The sequence below is a fragment of the Microbacterium faecale genome (assembly GCF_014640975.1).
GTDB lineage: Bacteria > Actinomycetota > Actinomycetes > Actinomycetales > Microbacteriaceae > Microbacterium > Microbacterium faecale.
In genome coordinates this window covers 1,130,970-1,149,234 of record NZ_BMHO01000001.1, presented here as the reverse complement: position 1 = coordinate 1,149,234, position 18,265 = coordinate 1,130,970, and the positions used below count along the sequence as shown (strand labels likewise).

At 67.2% G+C, this 18,265-nt stretch carries 17 protein-coding genes and 3 tRNA genes; 6 read left to right on the top strand and 14 right to left on the bottom strand.

Annotation, left to right across the window (positions count from 1 at the left end):
- Positions 1–5 precede the first annotated feature (5 nt).
- From IEW87_RS05270 to IEW87_RS05250, 5 genes are read right to left on the bottom strand one after another with little or no spacing between them, the layout of a single operon-like run.
- The gene (locus IEW87_RS05270) at positions 6–1,304 is read right to left on the bottom strand and encodes an ABC transporter substrate-binding protein (RefSeq protein ID WP_188711226.1); all 1,299 of its coding nucleotides are present in this window, start codon (positions 1,302–1,304) and stop codon (positions 6–8) included.
- A 52-nt stretch (positions 1,305–1,356) separates the two neighbouring features.
- Entirely contained in the window at positions 1,357–2,448 is a 1,092-nt protein-coding gene (locus tag IEW87_RS05265; RefSeq protein WP_188711225.1) for a 6-phosphofructokinase, read from the bottom strand.
- Positions 2,445–3,887: an aldehyde dehydrogenase family protein gene (locus IEW87_RS05260; protein ID WP_188711224.1), complete on the bottom strand. Its 1,443-nt coding sequence runs from the start codon at positions 3,885–3,887 to the stop codon at positions 2,445–2,447. Before IEW87_RS05260 ends, IEW87_RS05265 begins: the two co-directional genes overlap by 4 nt.
- A 5-nt stretch (positions 3,888–3,892) precedes the next feature.
- Entirely contained in the window at positions 3,893–5,074 is a 1,182-nt protein-coding gene (locus IEW87_RS05255; protein WP_188711223.1) for a mandelate racemase/muconate lactonizing enzyme family protein, read from the bottom strand.
- Positions 5,075–5,126: 52 nt separating this feature from the next.
- Positions 5,127–5,954, bottom strand: a complete 828-nt coding sequence (locus IEW87_RS05250) for a DeoR/GlpR family DNA-binding transcription regulator (protein ID WP_268234591.1) — start codon at positions 5,952–5,954, stop codon at positions 5,127–5,129.
- Positions 5,955–5,992: 38 nt separating this feature from the next.
- On the opposite strand from IEW87_RS05250, the gene IEW87_RS05245 reads away from it, so the two are divergent.
- From IEW87_RS05245 to IEW87_RS05235, 3 genes are all read left to right on the top strand, one after another.
- A complete protein-coding gene (locus IEW87_RS05245) occupies positions 5,993–6,856 on the top strand; it encodes an aldolase (RefSeq protein WP_188711221.1) in 864 nt (287 codons plus the stop codon).
- 15 nt (positions 6,857–6,871) lie between these two features.
- Entirely contained in the window at positions 6,872–7,594 is a 723-nt protein-coding gene (locus tag IEW87_RS05240; protein WP_188711220.1) for a sulfite exporter TauE/SafE family protein, read from the top strand.
- Positions 7,595–7,765: 171 nt separating this feature from the next.
- Positions 7,766–8,947 carry an N-acetyltransferase DgcN family protein gene (locus IEW87_RS05235; protein WP_188711219.1) on the top strand — a complete coding sequence of 394 codons (1,182 nt, stop codon included), beginning with the start codon at positions 7,766–7,768 and terminating at the stop codon, positions 8,945–8,947.
- A gap of 22 nt (positions 8,948–8,969) precedes the next feature.
- Here IEW87_RS05235 and IEW87_RS05230 read toward each other — a convergent pair.
- From IEW87_RS05230 to IEW87_RS05210, 5 genes are all read right to left on the bottom strand, one after another.
- Positions 8,970–9,043 (bottom strand) — tRNA-Met (locus IEW87_RS05230).
- A 23-nt stretch (positions 9,044–9,066) separates the two neighbouring features.
- Positions 9,067–9,138, bottom strand: a tRNA-Thr gene (locus IEW87_RS05225).
- A gap of 84 nt (positions 9,139–9,222) precedes the next feature.
- Positions 9,223–10,275 carry a M23 family metallopeptidase gene (locus tag IEW87_RS05220; RefSeq protein ID WP_188711218.1) on the bottom strand — a complete coding sequence of 351 codons (1,053 nt, stop codon included), beginning with the start codon at positions 10,273–10,275 and terminating at the stop codon, positions 9,223–9,225.
- A gap of 217 nt (positions 10,276–10,492) precedes the next feature.
- The gene (locus IEW87_RS05215; RefSeq protein WP_188711217.1) at positions 10,493–11,290 is read right to left on the bottom strand and encodes an inositol monophosphatase family protein; all 798 of its coding nucleotides are present in this window, start codon (positions 11,288–11,290) and stop codon (positions 10,493–10,495) included.
- 79 nt (positions 11,291–11,369) lie between these two features.
- Positions 11,370–12,431, bottom strand: coding sequence for a hypothetical protein (locus tag IEW87_RS05210; RefSeq protein WP_188711216.1), 1,062 nt, complete (start codon positions 12,429–12,431; stop codon positions 11,370–11,372).
- Positions 12,432–12,607: 176 nt separating this feature from the next.
- Here IEW87_RS05210 and IEW87_RS05205 point away from each other — a divergent pair.
- The 3 genes from IEW87_RS05205 to IEW87_RS05195 all read left to right on the top strand — a co-directional run bounded on the left by IEW87_RS05205 (position 12,608) and on the right by IEW87_RS05195 (position 15,321).
- A tRNA-Tyr gene (locus IEW87_RS05205) sits at positions 12,608–12,692 on the top strand.
- Between the two features lie 236 nt (positions 12,693–12,928).
- On the top strand, positions 12,929–14,239 hold the full coding sequence (locus IEW87_RS05200; RefSeq protein WP_188711215.1) for an ISL3 family transposase: 1,311 nt from the start codon (positions 12,929–12,931) through the stop codon (positions 14,237–14,239).
- Between the two features lie 107 nt (positions 14,240–14,346).
- Positions 14,347–15,321, top strand: a complete 975-nt coding sequence (locus IEW87_RS05195; protein ID WP_188711214.1) for a putative endonuclease domain-containing protein — start codon at positions 14,347–14,349, stop codon at positions 15,319–15,321.
- A gap of 173 nt (positions 15,322–15,494) precedes the next feature.
- On the opposite strand, the gene rplQ is transcribed toward IEW87_RS05195, so the two are convergent.
- The 4 genes from rplQ to rpsM all read right to left on the bottom strand — a co-directional run bounded on the left by rplQ (position 15,495) and on the right by rpsM (position 18,188).
- Positions 15,495–16,220: a 50S ribosomal protein L17, sunset domain variant gene (rplQ, locus tag IEW87_RS05190; protein ID WP_188711213.1), complete on the bottom strand. Its 726-nt coding sequence runs from the start codon at positions 16,218–16,220 to the stop codon at positions 15,495–15,497.
- A 36-nt stretch (positions 16,221–16,256) separates the two neighbouring features.
- The gene (locus tag IEW87_RS05185) at positions 16,257–17,249 is read right to left on the bottom strand and encodes a DNA-directed RNA polymerase subunit alpha (protein ID WP_188711212.1); all 993 of its coding nucleotides are present in this window, start codon (positions 17,247–17,249) and stop codon (positions 16,257–16,259) included.
- Between the two features lie 138 nt (positions 17,250–17,387).
- Complete coding sequence (gene rpsK, locus IEW87_RS05180) at positions 17,388–17,786, bottom strand: 30S ribosomal protein S11 (protein ID WP_188711211.1); 399 nt, start codon at positions 17,784–17,786, stop codon at positions 17,388–17,390.
- Positions 17,787–17,813: 27 nt separating this feature from the next.
- Positions 17,814–18,188, bottom strand: coding sequence for a 30S ribosomal protein S13 (rpsM, locus tag IEW87_RS05175; protein ID WP_188711210.1), 375 nt, complete (start codon positions 18,186–18,188; stop codon positions 17,814–17,816).
- Positions 18,189–18,265 lie beyond the last annotated feature (77 nt).

The following is an 18,265-nucleotide window of genomic DNA, read 5'->3' as shown; positions in this document are numbered from 1 at the left end:
GTGGCCTATTTCTCGTCGAGCAGTTCGTTCAGTCCGGACTGGATCTCCGCGGCGGCCTCTTCAGCAGTGGCCTCACCGAGGATCACCTTTCCGATCGCGTCGCCGATGGTCTCGCGCATGCTCGGGGCCTTCGAGCCCACTGGGCCCACTTCGGTGTGTCCGTTCTCCTGGATGTCGGCGACGGCGGTGAGCCACTGTTCCTGAGTGGGCGTCTGGAAGTTCTCGAGGTAGCTCGGGTCCTTCGCGACGCTGTCGCGCGGCGGAGCGATCTCGGACTTCGTCAGCTCGAGCTGCGTCTCCGGCGACGTCGCCCACTGGATGAACTCCCACGCCTCGTCCTTCTTCTCAGAGAACGCAGACATCGCGATCCCCCATGACAGCGCGGTCGGAGCTGCCTGTTCAGAGCCGCCGGGCATCTTCGCGACACCGACGTGCTCACTGACAGTGCTCGCCTCCTCGTCAAATACCGAGTTCAACTCGTTGCTCGACTCGAGCGACATCGCGACCTGGCCCTGCGCGAAGAGGTTCGACGACTCAGTGAAGCTGTAGTTGATCACGCCGTCGGGTCCGTACTCGCGGGCGAGAGTCGCGTACTGCTCGATCGCCGTGATGGCTCCGGGCTGGTCGAAGTTCGCCGTGCCTTCCTCATTCGTCCACTCGACGCCCTCACCATGAATGAAGGGGCCGAAGGTGAACGGGATTGCCGCCGACGCACCGCGCAGCGTGATCGGCGTGATGTCGCCCTCTTCCTTGATGGTCTTGGCCGCGGCCAAGACATCATCGAAGGTCTCAGGAACGTCGATGCCGAGGTCGTCGAAGACGTCGGTGCGGTAGTAGAGCACCGGGCCCTCGATGTTGATCGGCGCCGCGATGATGGTGCCGTCCGCGTCCTTCATGCCGTCGATCGCCGACGGTGAGAAGTCGTCCATCTCGTACGAGTCGGGCGCGCTCGCCATGTAGTCGTCGAGCGGCGCGTAGTAACCGGCGTCAGCGAACTGGGGGCCTTCACGCGAGGGCAACGACATGTACACGTCCATTGCCGTGCTCTTCGACTGCAGGTTGAGCAGGATGCGGTCGCGCGCCTGCTGCTCCGCGAAGGTCTGGACGTTGACCGCGATGCCACTCTCCTCCTCGAACTGTTCGATGAGCGGCTCGAGACCGCGCTGCCAGGGGTGATTGGACAACACCACGTTGATGGCACCGCCTTCTGAAGATCCCTCTCCTGGGGATCCGCACGCAGCAGTGGCTCCGACGACGACGACAGTCGCCGCAACAGCGCCTGCGCGCCAAGCGAACTTGGACATCGTTCCTCCTTGATCGATTCCTTGGTGTATTCGGGGTGGGGAAGTCGCCGCGCTAGACCAGCGCGACGAGGGGGGAGAGCCAGCTGTGAAACGACTTCAGCAGGCTCGGGTCGTTGGTCTGCCATTCCTGGGGGACGTAGCGCACGTGTCCCCCAACATCGGAGAGTGCGACGGGAGCGACCTCACCGTCGCGGTCGAGCCCGACCATGACGTTCGTCAGGCCTTCCGGGTCGCGAAGCCAGGCGCCGGCTTCCTCTCCGACGCGACGGGCCTCACGTGCATCGACCGGACTGACGAGGGCCGAATTGCATCGTTGGGCCGTGCCGATGACTTCTCCGCGGGCAGAGATGTTGAGAGCAGCGGATGCGTCCTCGGCGAGGATCCGCGCGATCCCGCCCTGAATGAGCTGTGTGTGGTTTCTCGCCTTGACTGGCTGACGCGTGAGCTCCGGTGCGACACCCTCGCTCACGACGACGAGTGCACGACGTCGCTCGCGCACGATGCGGTCGATGTCGGCGAGGAAGTCGTCTCGGTCGAATGCGTGCTCGGGGGTGAGCACGAGGTCGGGCGCGTAGTCCTCGTCGTGTTCGTGATAGCACGCGGCGAGCGCGAGCCATCCCGTGTCGCGGCCCATCACCTCGACGATGCGCAGGGTCTCGACGCCGGCCATCGCCTCGTGATCACGCGCCATGTCCGTCACCGTGGTCGCGAGGTAGCGCGCCGCTGAGGCGAAGCCCGGCGTGTGGTCGACGCGGACGATGTCGTTGTCGATCGTCTTGGGGATGCCGACGACGCGCAGGCCGTTCCCTCGCTGCGATGCGCGCTGGCCAATCGCCGAGAGGAACGCCATCGTGCCGTTGCCGCCGATGAGGCCGAGCCCTGTCACGCCTCGCGCGGCGAGAGTATCGACGATCGTGTCGAGATCATCGTCGGTGATGGACCGGCGGCCGCCGCGCAGCCAGGATCCGGTGCGGACGAGCTCGCGGCCATCCGGCGGGACGTCCGTGATCCGCCCCTCGACGAGAGCGTCGGGGCCACCGTGTGCGAACAGTAGCTCGGCGTCACCAACGCCCTCGATGAAGCCGGCGAGACTGCGGTTCACGACGGGCGTCGGTGCCCCGGTCTGCGCGATCAGGAGGGTCACGGCGAATCCGAGCGGGTCGCGATCGTGCGGAAGTGCTGATGGGCCTCGAGTCCCTGCCGCCCGCCTTCGTAACCGACTCCGGACAGACCGAGCCCACCGAACGGCGCACCCGGGTAGTTCGGCGTCGCGGTGTTGATGCCAATGATCCCGGCTCGGAACCGCGCGGCGACCGCGTCGGCTCGAGCCGCGTCGTTCGTGCAGACGTAACTCGCGAGGCCGTATCCGGTGCCACGCTGGAGCGTCAGCGCTTCATCGAGGTCGTCGTACACGACGATCCCCGCTGCGGGGCCGAAGACTTCGTCCGCCACGAGTTCCGAAGAGGCGGGCGCGCCCATCACGAACTGCGGGGATGCGTAGTGTCCCTGACCGGGCACCTCGATCTGCGGGAGCAATGCCTCGCCGCCGCCGGCAACCGCATCATCGACCAGCGCCGCGACGCGCGAGGGGTCGCCCGCCGGCGCGAGCGGACCGAGACTCGTCGCCGCTTCCCGCGGATCCCCGATGACCAGCTGCGATGCAGCCTCGACGAGGGCGTCGCGGAAGTCGCCCGCGAGCGCACGCGGGATGAGGATATTGTTCGCGCCGATGCACGACTGCCCGTTGTTGCGGAACTTCGCGATCATCAGCGTCTCGACCGCGGAGCCGACGTCGGCGTCATCGAGCACCACGAACGACGCATTTCCGCCGAGCTCCATGACGGCCGGGAGGAAGCGGGGAGCGATCTGCTCGTTGAGGAGACGCCCGACGCGGGTCGATCCGGTGAACGAGACGCCGTCGACGCGAGCGAGCCAGGTGTCGACGACGTCGGCCGGGGAGCCGAGCACCGTGTTCACAACGCCCGCCGGGACGAAGCGGTCGAGGAGGGCCGACAGGCGAAGGGACGACAGTGCGGCGAGCGCCGCCGCGCGGAACACCACAGTGCATCCGGCCGCCAGAGCCGCAGCGATCTTGCGCGCGGGAATGGAGACCGGGAAGTTCCACGGCGTGATGACGGCGAAGACGCCGATCGGCTGCGGTTGCACACGGTGAGTGATGCCCGGGATCACGTCGAAGTGCTCGTCGCGCTGCTTCTCAAGAAGATCGGCGAACGCGTCGAAGTACACGGCCGAGAAGGTGATCTCGCCCTGTGCCTCCGCGAGACGTTTCCCGGTCTCCGTGCTGAGGAGCCAGGCCCAGCTCGTTTCGTCGTCGGCCTGCGCTTCCTCACGCAGTGCGCCAGCAATGGCACGGAGGACGCGAACGCGCTCGTCGACCGGGGTCTGCGACCACGCGCCGAGCTTGTCCTGTGCGACGTCGACGGCCTGCGCCGCGTCAGCTGAGGTGCCCTGGAGCACCTCGCCGATCACGCCGCCATCGATCGGGCTGATGGCTTCGACGCGGCGGCGCCCGTCTGTGCTGGAGATGACGTCGCCGCTGATGCGGATTCCACTTTCGGACAACGGGTTCACTGTGCCTCCTCAGGGAGAGTGACGAGATGGGGGGCGAGGTGCTGAAGATCAATGTCGAGGCCGATTCCCGGCCCCTGCGGAACCGCAACGGTTCCTGCCGCGGTCAGCAGGTGGTCGACCGGCACGCGCACGGCGTTCTCGCGGATGTCCCACTCCAGCCAGGGCGTGGTGGGCGACGCGGCCGCGAGTTGGATCGAAACCGCCGTCTGGTACGCGCCGTTGTACAGATGCGGCGCGATCAGCGTGTCGGTCGTGCGCGCCATTTCGACGACGCGCTGGTAGTCGGTGATGCCACCGACCTTGCCGACGTCGGGCTGCATGATCGCTACCCCCGCCGTGTCGACGTAGGGTCCGAAGGCGTCGGCACCGTAGAGGTTCTCGCCGGTCGCGATCGCGAGACCGGTCTCGTCGTGGAGGCGCCGGAGGTCAACCGGGGCATCGCCAGCGATCGGTTCCTCGATCCATTCGACGTCGTATTCGCGCAGCATCGGCGCCATCGCGATCGCTTCGTCGGCGGTCCATGCCTGATTGGCGTCGCCGAACAGCCGCATGGTCTCGCCGAGCACACTTCGGGCGGTGGCGAGGCTGCGCTCGTCCTGCTCAGCGCCGAAGCCGAGCTTGACCTTGGCCGCGGTGAGTCCGAGCTCGAGGCACCGTTCCGCCGATTCCGCCACGCCCGACGGCCCGAGACTCGACCCGTAAGCAGGGATCTCGGTCAGCGGAGCGTCGCCGAGAAGCGACGCAAGCGATACCTGGCTGTGCTCTGCCGCGCGGATCCAGAATGCCTGGTCGACGGCGCTGATCGCCTGGTAGACGGGACCGAGCGCACCCCACTGACGCGCTACTCCCGTGAGTGACGTCCGCAGGTGTTCGTGCACTTCAGAAGTGTCGGCGAAGGATCTCCCGACGAGGAGCGGGGCGATGCCCTCGGAGACCGTCGCGATTCGCTCGCGCCATCCCCAGGAGGGGTAGTTCACCCAGGTCTCCCCCGTGGCGACCGTGCCGTCGTCGAAGCCGACATCGACGAGGAACATCGTTCGGTGTCCGATCGCGCCGAAGGACATCGCGACGCCGGTGGTGTTCGGCGCGCGGTATACGCGGCAGCGCACGGACTCCACGACACTTTCCGGCACGGCAACGTGCGGAAGCGCTCGGCGGGAATGATCGAATTCACACATTGCATGCAGTCTGCCACGACGAAACGGCGCCGTCAACCCGAGGCCGGTCAGCTCAGGCGAAGACGAACGACACGTCAGCGTCGGAGATGCTGTCCGCCACAGCGCTCGGCCAGGCGTGGTCCGTGACGATGCGCGAGATCGGCCCGAGGCCGCACACGCGCACCGCACCGCTCGCGTCCGCCTTTGTGGCGTCTGCGGCGACGAGGACTTCGCCCGCCGCGTCGATCATCGCCCGCTTGGTCGCCAACTCGACGGAGCTGTGCACGTAGATCCCGTCGGCGTTCACCGCGCTTGCACCGAGGACGAGCACGTCGATCCGCAGGTCCCGCAGGGCCGAAACGGCCGACGGTCCAACCATGGCCTGGTTTTCGTGGAGCAGGTCACCCCCGACGCCGATCACCCGGATGTCCGGCCACTCCAGCATGCTGGCGAGCACCGGCACAGAGTGCGAGATGATGCACCCGGTGAAGTCTCGAGCGAGCTCGATCGCGCATGCATGAGCCGTCGTTCCGGCGTCGATGCCGAGGACGCCATCTTTCGGAACAAGACCTGCGACTGCCGCTGCCACACGCTGTTTCGCCACGGAGTTGCTGCGCGTACGGTGCAGGAAGCCCGCCGGCGGCTGGCGACCAGCCAAGAGACGGGCGCCGCCATGCACGAGTTCGAGCTCCCCCGCGTCGGCAAGCTGCTTGAGGTCGCGCCGGATGGTCATCTCAGCGACGGAGAACTCTTGACTCAAGGCAGGGACACTGACGTGTCCGTCACGGAAAAGCCGCTCGAGGATAAGGATTCGGCGACGTTCGGCCCCGCCATGCCTGAGCGATTCTCCCCGGTTGTTCACGCCCCGAATGCTAGCAACCCTCTGATACAGTGCGAACATAATGTTTGATTTCGCACATTTATCTGCGGAGGAATTCCATGTCTGATCCCACTCTCCTCGCACGGCCGTCCGGCGGGTTCGCGATGCTCGCCGTCGACCAGCGCGAGGCGCTGCGCGACATGATGGCTCGTGCGCGCTCGACCGACATCAGCGATGCCGACATGACAGAGTTCAAGGTCTCCGCGGCTCGCACGCTCACGCCGTACGCGTCCGCCGTCCTGATCGACACCGATTTCGGATGGGACGCCGCAGTCGAGCAGGGAGCGGTCGACCCGTCCTGCGCGCTCATTGCGGCAGCCGACCGGTTCGTCGCCGGCAACGGCGAGTTCGTGCGCGAGGCAACGTTCGACACGTCGCTCGATTACGAGCGCATGAAGAGCCAGGGGGCGAAAGCACTCAAGCTGCTCGTGCTGTGGCGCGAGGACCAGGATCCGCAGCAGCGTATCGACGAGGTTCGACGCTTCGTCGCCGCCTGCCGCGAGCTCGACCTCGTCTCCATCATCGAACCGGTCTCGCGTGGACGCTGGGATGGCGCCCCGACCGACGTCGAGGCGGGCGTGCTCGCCGCCGCGAAGGAACTCGGCGACCTGGGAGCCGATATCTACAAGGCGGAAGTGCCGTTCAAGGGCGCCGAGAGCGACGAGCGGGTGCACGACGCGTGCCGCGAGCTGACCGACAGCATCAACGGCCCCTGGGTCGTCCTCTCGTCGGGCGTTGACGCGGACCGCTTCCCAGAGGCTGTGGGCATCGCTTGCCGCGCGGGAGCATCCGGCTTCCTCTCCGGGCGTGCGGTGTGGGCATCGGTGCTCGGCGCAGAGTCCGTCGATGATGAGCTGCGCACCACGTCGATTCCACGACTCGAGCGCCTCGGGCACATCGTCGACGACAACATCGGCCGCTGAGCCGACGCCCCGATCGTGACCTGGATCCTCGCGCTCTGCGCCGTCACGATCGGGGCCGCACTGCAGCGTGTCACCGGACTCGGCTTCACGCTCGTGTCCGGGCCGCTGCTCGTGCTCGTGCTGAATCCGTTCGACGGGATCGTTCTGGCGAACATCCTGTCGGCGTTGATCGCATTGCTCGTCCTCGTCCGCACGTTCCGCCTCGTGCGGTGGCGAGCGGTGCTGTGGCTGGCGATCGGCATCCTCGCGGGGGTGCCGATCGGCGCTGTCGTCGTCCATACGCTCGACAGCGACATGCTCCTCGTCGTCGTCGGCGCCCTCACGGCCGTCGCCGTCGTGCTCGCCCTAACACGCCGTCCGATGCGCGTCTTCCGGGGGACGGGCGGCGCGATCTTCGCGGGATCCGTCTCGGGCTTCAGCAACGTCACGGCAGGCGTCGGCGGCCCCGCGCTCGCGATGTACGGCGTCGCGACGAAGATGCCGATGAGCGCGTTCGTGCCGACGGTGCAGGCGGTGGGCTTCGTCACCAACGTGCTGTCGGTGGCCGCCAAACCGCAGATGTCGCTGCCCCTCCCGCTCGTCGGCGCGGCCGTGGGGTGCATCCTTCTCGGATTGCTCGTCGGAACCGTCCTGCATCGCTTCGTGAGCCCGTCGCGCGCCCAGACACTCGCGCTCGCCCTCGCCCTCGCCGGCGCCCTTGCGGCAACCGCGCGAGGCGTCGTCGCGCTCGTTGGGTGAGGGCGCGGGGCGGGCGCGATCCCCGTCTGTGAGCGCTGGCATGTCCTCCTGTTATGCTCAGCGAGCCGGGACTCGACCGGTAATCAGAGAAGACTTCTCGTCTGCCGATTGGCCCGTGGGCTCTCCGTACTCCGTCGCCTCCTCTGTGTGATCTTGAGGAGAACGATAACCGTGCATTCGCATACCCCCACCACCCCACAGCATCCGGAGACAGTCCCGAACCGCGATGTCGCGCTTCCGATCGGATCCACGGCGATCGTCTACTGCGAGGGCCAGTTCGGTGAGCAGGACGGCAAGACGGCCAACGGCCTCGTACGCCACTCCGAGAAGTACTCGATCCTCAGCGTGATCGACAGTCGCCACGCTGGTCTCGACGCCGGCGAATACCTCGACGGGGTTGCCAATGGGGTTCCGATCCTGGCCAGTCTCGATGAGGCCATCGCGCACGCCCATCGCGTTCCCGACTATCTGATCTGCGGCGTCGCGCCCGCCGACGGTCTGCTCTCGTCAGAGCAGCGCATCGTGCTGCTCGACGGCATCGCCCGCGGCATGCACATCATCAACGGCCTGCACGAGTTCCTCGAAGACGACGTGGAGTTTGCGGCCGCGAGCATCCTCGCCGGTGTCACGATCACCGACATCAGACGTCCGCGCGAGAAGAAGGACCTCCACCTCTTCTCGGGGCGGATCTTCGATGTCACGTGTCCGCGCATCGCCGTACTCGGCACGGACGGCGCCATCGGCAAGCGCACGACGTCGACCCTGCTGGTGCAGGCGCTGAACGATCGCGGCATCCGGGCGGTCATGGTCGGTACCGGGCAGACGACGCTCATCCAGGGAGGACGATACGGAGTGGCGCTCGATGCGCTCGTACCCCAGTTCTGCTCCGGTGAGGTCGAGAACCAGGTCGTCGCCGCGTTCGAGGGCGAGGATCCGGACGTCATCATCGTGGAGGGTCAGGGCGCTCTGAGCCATCCCGCGTACCTGACGTCGGCCCACATCCTGCGCGGTAGTCGGCCTGTCGGCGTGGTGGTTCAGCACGCGCCGGGCAGACGCGTGCTCGGGGACTTCCCCATGGTGACGATGCCCACGCTGACCAGCGAGATCGCGCTGATCGAGGCATTCGCGGACACGCGGGTGATCGGCGTCACCGTCAACCACGAGCACATGACCGACTCCGAGCTCGGCCTGGCGATCGATGAGATCGAGCTTGAGCACGGCATCCCCGCGACGGATCCGCTCACGCGGCCGCTCGATCACCTGGTCGACATGGTGCTGGGCGCGTTCCCGGAGATCGGGAACAGGCCCGCGGTCGGAGACGACAGAAGCCACCGGGAACCCCTCATCAGATAAGGGGTCACGAAGTGGCTTCCTGTAGCAGGAGCGGGGCTTGAACCCGCGACCTCACGATTATGAGTCGTGCGCTCTCACCAACTGAGCTACCCTGCCGCGAAACACCTTTCGATGCAACGAGCCCCGAGTCAGGATTGAACTGACGACCCCTTCCTTACCATGGAAGTGCTCTACCACTGAGCTATCGGGGCGTGCTACCCACATGTGGGCAACCAGAAAATCATAACAAAGCGCGTACCGATCCTCGAATCAGCAGACGCCGGGCGTTGCGGACGTCACTCCGCTGCGCCCTGCCCGAGCATGTCGGTCTCGAGGCCCGCGACCGCGGCCTTCTCATCATCCGAATAGTGGCGGTTCGCGTGCTCGCGAAGCCACGGCAGCGGATCAATCGCCGTGTCGTTGTAACGAATCTCGAAGTGCAGGTGCGAGCCGTAGGAACGACCCGTGTTGCCGGTCTTTCCGAGGGTGTCGCCGACTTCGACGCGCTGCCCGCTGACGACCTCGAGGGATCCGTACTGCATGTGCGCGTAGTGGCTCGTGACGAGCTCGCCGTCGATCACGTGGTCGATGTAGACGTTCACGCCGTAGGCACCGCCCGCTTCGGACGCGGTGCGCACGACGCCGTCAGCGATCGCCTGGATGGGCGCTCCGTCACCGGGCGTGAAGTCGACGCCCTCGTGGAGACGGCCCCAGCGGTACCCGAACGGCGAGCTCATGCTCGTGCCGACGGCGAACGGCCACTGGATGTCTGCGGTCGGGTCGTTGTCGAAGAAGGCGCCGGAGGTGCTGATGCCACTGACGGCCGCGATGTCCGAGAAGGTCGACGCCTCGTAGCCCTCGACGCGCTCGAGCGGAGCGGTCTCGATGTCGTCGCCAGCCACGTAGCCCTGCAACTCGGCCTCGGCGGGGTCTGCCGCGACGGGCGTCTTGGCGACGCCGCCAGCTGCGTCTGCGACGACGGCGGGAACCGCCGACGGAGCAGCGAGCGGAAGCGAGACACCGACGGCGAGGAGGGCGATCGCGCCGACGGCGGCAATGGATCCGGTCGCGGCTGCGAACTTGCGGAACGGAGTGTTGAGCGTGCGCTGCGGCGTCGACACGCGCCGGGCCTCTTGGCGCGACGACGCGTGGGGAGTCTCGGATTCGGGCTCCGCGTGGGCCTTCGCGCGCTCCCCCGTGAAGTTGAGGGCCGCGGCGGCCGCGGCGAAATCATCGGCGGCCGCGGTCGCGGACTTCGGTGCCCTCGGCACGGACGCGGTCGTGGCGGCGGACTCGTTCGTGACGGCGGCGGACTCCTGCTCGCGCATCCGGCGCTCACGTCGCGTCATCGGGCGTGCGGAGTCGCTGGACACCCCTGCCGTTGCGGCGGCTCGGCGCGAGCGGCGTGTAGACGCGGCGTCGGGCGCGGGGCGTTCAGCGGTCAAACGGGCACACTTTCGTTCTGCACTCCAGGGCGGAGTGACGAATTCGGGTGATGTTGACCTCGCGGGGGAGCAAGGTAACGAACAGGTAACTACCTTACGCGAACTTTTCTGAAGATTCCAATCAGGCACGCACGCGCGTCGCGATCCGTTCGACGAGTTGCGCGTCACCCGCTACGAGCATCTGCCGACCGAAGTCGTCGGCGGGCAACAGCTGCACGGATCCGCCCGCTTCTTCGATGAGCAGCGCACCGGCCGCAAGGTCCCACGGCTTCAGGCCGCGCTCGAAAAAACCGTCCATACGCCCGGCCGAAACGTACGCGAGATCGAGGGCGGCGGATCCGATGCGACGCACGTCGCGCGCCACCGGCATCACCCGTTGGATCGTCTCGATGTCGCCCGCGTGCGTGCGCGGGTCGTAACCGAAGCCGGTCGCCAGCAACGCGCCCGCCGGGAAATCGCGCGAGATGGCGAGCCGCACGGATCCGGTCTCTTGCTCGAGGAAGGAGCCGCCACCGTGGGAGGCGACGAACCGCTCCCCCAGCGCGGGTCCATACACGACTGCGGCGAGCGCCTGCCAGCCGGGGAACTCGGATCCGCCCTGCACGGCCGCGATGCTCACCGAGTAGCTCGGGATGCCGGCGGCGTAGTTGACGGTGCCGTCGATCGGATCCACGACCCACGTCACGTCCGTGGTGCCGGCCTCGTGGCCGGACTCCTCGCCGAGGAAGCCGTCGCCCGGGCGCTCCGCCGCCAGGCGAGCGCGGATCAGGTCCTCGACCTCGCGGTCAGCCTCGGTCACGATGTCGGCGAGCGTCGATTTCGTCGCGGCGAGCCGCACCCCCTCCGCGCGACGGCGGCGGGCGAGATCCCCGGCCTCCGTGGCGATGTCGCGGGCGAGGTCACGCAGTTGTTCGCTCATACCCCCACCGTACGCTGGCGCGGACGGCCGGGCGGCCCGTGTGGGGTGGTCGACACGCTCGTCGCGGCGCCGGCCGATTCTACTGCGGCGGAGCCGGGCGGCGCGGCGGCTCGGGCGGCACGGGCGGGTACGGCTGCTGGGCGTCCGAGTACGGCTGCGTGGGCGGATTCTGCTGCGGCGCTGCCCGCTGTTGCGCGGTCTGTTGCTGATCGCCGGGGTACGGCTGTTGCGCGGCCGGGTACTGCTGCGCGCCCCGGTACTGCTGTTGCATCGGATCCTGCTGCGGAGCCGGAGCGTACGGCTGCGCAGGGGCGACGTTCGGATACGCGGCGGCCGGGTTCGGCGTGTGTTGCGGCGGCGGTCCGAACGACTGGGAGCCTGGAGACGGGACCCCGGTCTGCTGCGCCGCGAAGTCGGGCTGACCGTTCGAGAGCATCGGCAACGGCGTGCGACCATCCGCGTAGGTGGGCCACGGCAGCTGGCCCGACGCAGGGCGCTGCTTCTTCGGACCGAACATCGCCGTGATCAGCGGGATCAGCGCCGTGCCGACCGCGCCCAGGATCGCGAGCGCGACCATGATCCGGCCGTACAGATCCGGGAAGTCGATGAGGTCCATGGCCGTCAGCGGCACCAGCGCCATTCCGAGCAGCGCGAGGACGCAGACGGTCGTCACGATCGCCAGCGTGCGAGTGAACCCGGTGACGTACCGCTTGTGAGCGCGCCAGAACAGCCGCTGGTGCAGCACGACGAGCTGCAGGAATCCGACGATGAGGATGAAGTTCCACACCTTGAACGGCGCGAAATAGTCCTCATTCGGCAACCAGACCAGCGTCAGGCCGCACAGCAGCGCGACGACCCACGCGGCCATGCTCGCCGGGACGACCCAGCCGGCGCGTCCGGAGGCAAGATGTGCGTCGAGGAGTGCGACGCCTGCGAACCCCGCCAGGAGGAGGATCGTCAGGAACGCCTTAGGAATGACATCCCCCTCTGGGGAGAGCAAGACCCAGATGACGCACAGCACCGCGGCCGCGATGAGTGCGCAGATCGCGACCCACATCGCGCCCCGCAGCAGCGGCGGCATCCCCTCGTTGCGATCTTCGGATGCGACGGGCTGCCCCGGATACGGATTCGATGCCGACATGAGATCCCCTCCCTGTTGTGGCCATTCTTGCACCGACCCCCGTCTGCCGGAGTCACGCGCCGCTCCTGTGGACAATGGGGCACGCCCGGACGGAAGGATTTTCATCAGCGGGCGACAGCGCGTAAGATAATTGCTTGCGCCTCCGGTCGGCTGTACAAGTCGGGCGGGCGCGCTTCGGCGAGTTGCCCGAGCGGCCAAAGGGAGCTGACTGTAAATCAGCCGCGGAATGCTTCAGAAGTTCGAATCTTCTACTCGCCACCAGCGGGCCCGGATCCTTGGATCCGGGCCCTTTGCGTTGCCCTCACCTGACGCAAATGGCTCGAAACGCTCGTGTAGGGGCATGTGGTGCGGCCGCCGGCGCGAACATGACACATATGGCTCCAAACGGGCTCTTCGCAGTTGAGAGTGTAGGTCGGGGCCGCGCGGCGATCGCCGGATAGGTGTCGAGGTCTTCCAGGATGGAAGTTCCTAAGCTGTCCATCTGAAAGACCTCGACGTTGTTCAACGCTACCTTCGCCGCACCGTGCCTGACCACTTTCTGCCGCCTCGACGAACTCGGCCTTCAAGCCGTCGGCCAACGACTCGAGCCTGAGCGCGCGGTGATCGAGTGCCGCGTCGCCGAGCCGGACCCGTGGTGCCGGAAATGCGGTGCCGAAGGGGTGGTCCGGGACACGGTCGTCCGGCGGCTCGCGCACGCGCCGTTCGGCCACCGGCCCACGACGCTCCTGCTCCGGGTGCGCCGGTTCCGGTGTGATCACTGCCGGCGGACTTGGCGGGAAGACACCACGAGGGCTGCGCCGTCTCGGGCGAAGATCTCCCGCGGTGGACTGGGATGGGCTCTCGCCGGGATCGTCGTCGACCATCTCACCGTGACCCGCGTCGCGGCAGGGCTGGGGGTGTCTTGGCACACCGCGAACAGCGCGGTCCTCGCCGAGGGCCGCCGACGCCTGATCAACAACTCCCACCGGTTCGACGGGGTCCGGGTGATCGGTGTCGACGAGCATGTCTGGCGGCACACAAGGTTCGGCGACAAATACGTCACCGTGATCATCGACCTCACCCCGAACCGCGACAAGATCGGCCCCGCACGCTTGTTGGACATGGTTGAGGGGCGATCGAAGGCCGTGTTCGAGGACTGGCTCGCGGGACGCCCGAAGTCGTGGCGGGACGGGATCGAGGTCGTCGCGATGGACGGGTTCACCGGATTCAAGACCGCCGCCGCCGAAGAGCTCCCGAAAGCGGTCGCGGTGATGGACCCGTTCCATGTCGTCCGCCTCGCCGGCGACGCGCTCGACGTCTGCCGGCGGCGCGTCCAGCAGGACCTCCACGGCAGGCGCGGGATGAAGAACGACCCGCTCTACAAAGCCCGCCGCACCCTGCACACCGGTGATGCCCTCCTCACCGAGAAGCAGGTCACGCGAATCCAGGTGCTGTTCGCCGACGAGCAGCATGTCGAGGTCGAAGCGACCTGGGGCATCTACCAGCGCATGATCGCCGCTTACCGGGAACCCGACAAGAAGCTCGGGAAGCAGGCCATGCAGGCGGTCATCGACGCCGTCGCCACCGGCGTCCCGGCCCGCTTGGTCGAACTCCGCAAGCTCGGCCGGACACTGAAGAAGCGGGCCGCCGACATCCTCGCGTTCTTCGACCGCCCCGGGACCAGCAACGGACCGACCGAGGCCATCAACGGCCGCCTCGAACACCTCCGCGGATCCGCCCTCGGCTTCCGCAACCTCACGAACTACATCGCCAGATCGCTGCTCGAGTCCGGAGGATTCAGACCCCACCTACACTCTGGAATGCGATGAGCCTCCAAACGGCGACGTTTGGGTGCATTTGTGTCATGTGGGCGCGGGGCCAGCTCGGCCTGTGGATAACTTCCGCGCGCTCCTCGAGAATCTGCGAATGTGGGGCCGTGCCCCGACGGATCCTTCTCCCCGACGACATCGGCGATCGCTTTGCGGTCACCGATGCGTACGCCGCGGGAGTCGGGCGCGGGCGACTGCGCAGCGCGGATCTCGCGCGTCCCTTTCACGGCGTGCGCGCGCGGGCGGATCCGGATCCGCTTCCGGAGGATCCGTACGAACGCGCCACGGCCGAAACGCTGAGTCTCTCGCGCGCCTACGCGACACGCATGCGCGCGGGCGAGTTCTTCGCGTACGCCACGGCGGCGCAACTGTACGGCGCGCCGATCCCGACGTCTCTCGGTCGCGAGGTGCGCCCGCTCGATGTCGGCGTCTTCGGATCCGCGTCACTGCCGCGGTGCGACGGCGTGCGCGGACGGCGCCTCGCGCCCGAGATGACGAACGTCGTCACGCATGACGGATTCCGCCTCGCCTCCCCCGCCTCGACCTGGGCGATGCTCGGATCGTGGAGCCTGATCGACCTCGTCGCCCTGGGTGATTACTTCTGCCGCGAGTGGCGTGACGGGGTTGGCCGGCGAGACGTGGGGCGGGCGCCGCTCGCCACCCGGGAGCAACTCGCGGCTGCGCTGGGCGCCGGACGGCGGCGCGGCGCACCTCGACTGCGCCAGGCGTTGAGTCTGATCCGCGAAGACGCGTGGTCGCCGCGCGAATCCGCCTGCCGCGTGCGGCTCGTGCTGGGCGGCTTCCCCGAGCCGGAGCTGAACGCCGACGTCTTCGACGGCGCGGGTTCCTTCCTCGGATGCTTCGACATGGTGCTTCGCCGGTGGCGCGTCGCTGTCGAATACCAGGGGCGGGTGCATGGTGAGTCGTACTCGCACGACGTGGAGCGCGTCGAGCGTGCGCGGCACGCGGGCTGGAGCGTCGTGCAGGTGACGTCGACGCTGCACGCGGATCCGCCGCGCCTGCTCGGACGTGTCGGCTCGGCGCTCCGCAGCCGCGGGTGGACTCCCGGCCTCGCCACATGACGCAAATGCACCCAAAACCCGGGTTTTGGGTGCATTTGCGGAAGGTAGAGGGGGTGGGGCGGCGCGAGATGACACAAATGCACCTAAACCGGCGGGTTTAGGTGCATTTGTGGAAGGTGGCGACGCAGGAGGGCCCGCACACGTTTCGTGTGCGGGCCCTCCTGCAGAGCGGGTTACTTGGCGAAGCCGTCGGCCTCCGCCGCAGCAGCATCGCGGAAGTACACGTCCGCCTTGACCTGCGCGTAGCCAGCGTCGCCCGGCTCGTAGAACTTCTTGGTCGCCGCCTTGCCCTTGACCTCGAAGCCCTCCGGCGCGGAGCCGTCCTCGAGCGGGTCGGCCTTGCCGTCTGCAGCGTCGGCCTCGTCGGTCGAGTCAGCAGCAGAGTCCTCAGCCGCGTCAGCAGCGTCAGCCTCAACAGCCTCCACCGAGTCCTCAGCCGCAGCGTCCGACGCAACCTCAGCCGACTCCTCGGCGGGGGTCTCGACGGGCTCCTCGACCGGGGCGGCGTCAGCCTTCGGCGTGGCCTTGACCTTGGGGGTGACCGGCTCGAGCACGAGCTCGATCACGGCCATGGGGGCGTTGTCACCCTTACGGGGACCGATCTTGACGATGCGCGTGTAGCCACCCTCGCGGTCAGCCACCTGCGGCGCGATCTCGGTGAAGAGAACGTGCACGGCTTCCTTGTTGCGGAGGAGCGACAGCGCGCGACGGCGCGAGGCGAGGTCGCCGCGCTTCGCGAACGTCACGAGACGCTCGGCCACGGGACGCAGGCGCTTAGCCTTCGTCTCGGTCGTCTTGATCGACGTGTTGGTGAAGAGCGCCGACGCGAGGTTCGCGAGGATCAGACGCTCATGTGCGGCACCGCCACCGAGGCGGGCACCCTTCGTGGGCTTAGGCATTTCTCAGTACTCCAGTATCGAAAGAGTCGGAAAGGATCAGAGCGTCTCGTCGTTCTCGTAGCCGCTGTAGAAGTTCGAGCCCTCGAAACCGGGGACTGAGTCCTTCAGCGACAGACCGAGCGAAGTGAGCTTGTCGCGCACCTCGTCCACCGACTTCTGTCCGAAATTGCGGATGTTCATGAGCTGCGTCTCCGAGAGGGAAACCAGCTCGCTGACCGTGTTGATCCCCTCACGCTTGAGGCAGTTGTACGAGCGAACCGACAGGTCGAGGTCCTCGATCGGCATCGACAGCTCGTCCGACAGGACCTCGGCGACCGGCGCCGGGCCGATCTCGATGCCCTCGGCCTCTTCGTTCAGCTCACGTGCGAGACCGAACAGCTCGACGAGCGTGCGTCCGGCCGATGCGACGGCGTCGCGCGGGAGGATCGACGGCTTCGTCTCGACGTCGAAGACCAGCTTGTCGAAGTCAGTGCGCTCACCGGCACGCGTCGCGTCGACGCGGTAGGAGACCTTCAGCACCGGCGAGTAGATCGAGTCGATCGGGATCTGACCGGCCTCGGCGTACTCGTTGCGGTTCTGACCCGACGAGACGTAGCCACGGCCACGCTCGATCGTGATCTCGAGCTCGAACTTCGCCTCGTCGTTGAGCGTGGCGATGACGAGCTCGGGGTTGTGCACCTCGACGCCAGCGGGAGCGGAGATGTCCGCTGCCGTGACCTCACCGGCACCCGTCTTGCGCAGGTAGGCGGTGATGGGCTCGTCGCGCTCGCTCGAGACGACGAGCTGCTTGACGTTGAGGATGATCTGCGTGACGTCCTCGACGACACCCGGGATCGTGCTGAACTCGTGCAGAACGCCGTCGATGCGAATGCTGGTGACGGCGGCGCCGGGGATCGAGGACAGCAGGCTGCGACGCAGCGAGTTGCCGATCGTGTAACCGAATCCGGGCTCGAGCGGCTCGATGATGAACCGGCTGCGGAACTCGGAGATCTTCTCCTCGGTAAGGGTGGGACGCTGTGCGATGAGCACTATGTGTTCCTTTCGATCAAGTGTCCGCTATATGACACTTGGTGAATGAGGTCTTGAATTGTGACTCCTGCGCCAGATGCGCAGTTGGAACGACGTGGTGCCCGGAGCGCGCGAGGCGCGCTCCGGGCGAGCAGATACTCAGACGCGGCGACGCTTCGGCGGACGGCAGCCGTTGTGCGCCTGGGGCGTCACGTCCTGGATCGAACCGACCTCGAGGCCAGCGGCCTGCAGCGAGCGGATCGCCGTCTCGCGACCCGAGCCCGGGCCCTTCACGAAGACGTCGACCTTCTTCACGCCGTGGTCCTGCGCCTGACGAGCAGCTGACTCGGCAGCCATGCCGGCGGCGTACGGCGTCGACTTGCGCGAGCCCTTGAAGCCCACGCCACCCGACGACGCCCAGCTGAGCACGGCGCCCGAGGGGTCGGTGATCGCGACGATCGTGTTGTTGAACGTCGACTTGATGTGGGCCTGGCCCAGCGCGACGTTCTTCTTTTCCTTGCGACGCGGCTTGCGCGCTGCGGTGTTTGGTGTAGCCATGGTGTTCTCCTAAACCCCTTACGCGCCTTAGCGAGCCTTCTTCTTACCGGCGACCGTGCGCTTCGGGCCCTTACGGCTACGCGCGTTGGTCTTGGTCCGCTGGCCACGCACGGGGAGGCCACGACGGTGGCGGATTCCCTGGTACGAACCGATCTCGACCTTGCGGCGGATGTCGGCGGCCACCTCGCGGCGAAGGTCACCCTCCACCTGGTAGTTGCCGTCGATCTCATCGCGCAGGCTGATGAGCTGGTCGTCGGTGAGGTCCTTGACGCGGACGCTCTCGTCGATCCCCGTCGCCGCCAGGATCTGGCTGGAGCGGGTACGGCCGATGCCGTAGATGTATGTCAGTGCGACCACCGCGCGCTTTTCGCGCGGGATGTCGACGCCGGCAAGACGTGCCATGCGATTCTCCTGTTGATTGTGAGAGGTATGGAGCAGTATCGGTGCCCGGGCCTCCACCCCGAGGTGTCCCCCGCAAT

Excerpts from the sequence above, each read along its gene's own strand:
- IEW87_RS05215 (WP_188711217.1), bottom strand. The coding sequence starts at position 11,290 with ATGAGCGAACAACTGCGTGACCTCGCCCGCGACATCGCCACGGAGGCC.
- IEW87_RS05245 (WP_188711221.1), top strand. The coding sequence starts at position 5,993 with ATGTCTGATCCCACTCTCCTCGCACGGCCGTCCGGCGGGTTCGCGATG.
- IEW87_RS05210 (WP_188711216.1), bottom strand. The coding sequence starts at position 12,431 with ATGTCGGCATCGAATCCGTATCCGGGGCAGCCCGTCGCATCCGAAGAT.
- rpsM (WP_188711210.1), bottom strand. The coding sequence starts at position 18,188 with ATGGCACGTCTTGCCGGCGTCGACATCCCGCGCGAAAAGCGCGCGGTG.
- rpsK (WP_188711211.1), bottom strand. The coding sequence starts at position 17,786 with ATGGCTACACCAAACACCGCAGCGCGCAAGCCGCGTCGCAAGGAAAAG.
- IEW87_RS05220 (WP_188711218.1), bottom strand. The coding sequence starts at position 10,275 with ATGACGCGACGTGAGCGCCGGATGCGCGAGCAGGAGTCCGCCGCCGTC.
- IEW87_RS05270 (WP_188711226.1), bottom strand. The coding sequence starts at position 1,304 with ATGTCCAAGTTCGCTTGGCGCGCAGGCGCTGTTGCGGCGACTGTCGTC.
- IEW87_RS05250 (WP_268234591.1), bottom strand. The coding sequence starts at position 5,954 with ATGTTCGCACTGTATCAGAGGGTTGCTAGCATTCGGGGCGTGAACAAC.
- rplQ (WP_188711213.1), bottom strand. The coding sequence starts at position 16,220 with ATGCCTAAGCCCACGAAGGGTGCCCGCCTCGGTGGCGGTGCCGCACAT.
- IEW87_RS05255 (WP_188711223.1), bottom strand. The coding sequence starts at position 5,074 with ATGTGTGAATTCGATCATTCCCGCCGAGCGCTTCCGCACGTTGCCGTG.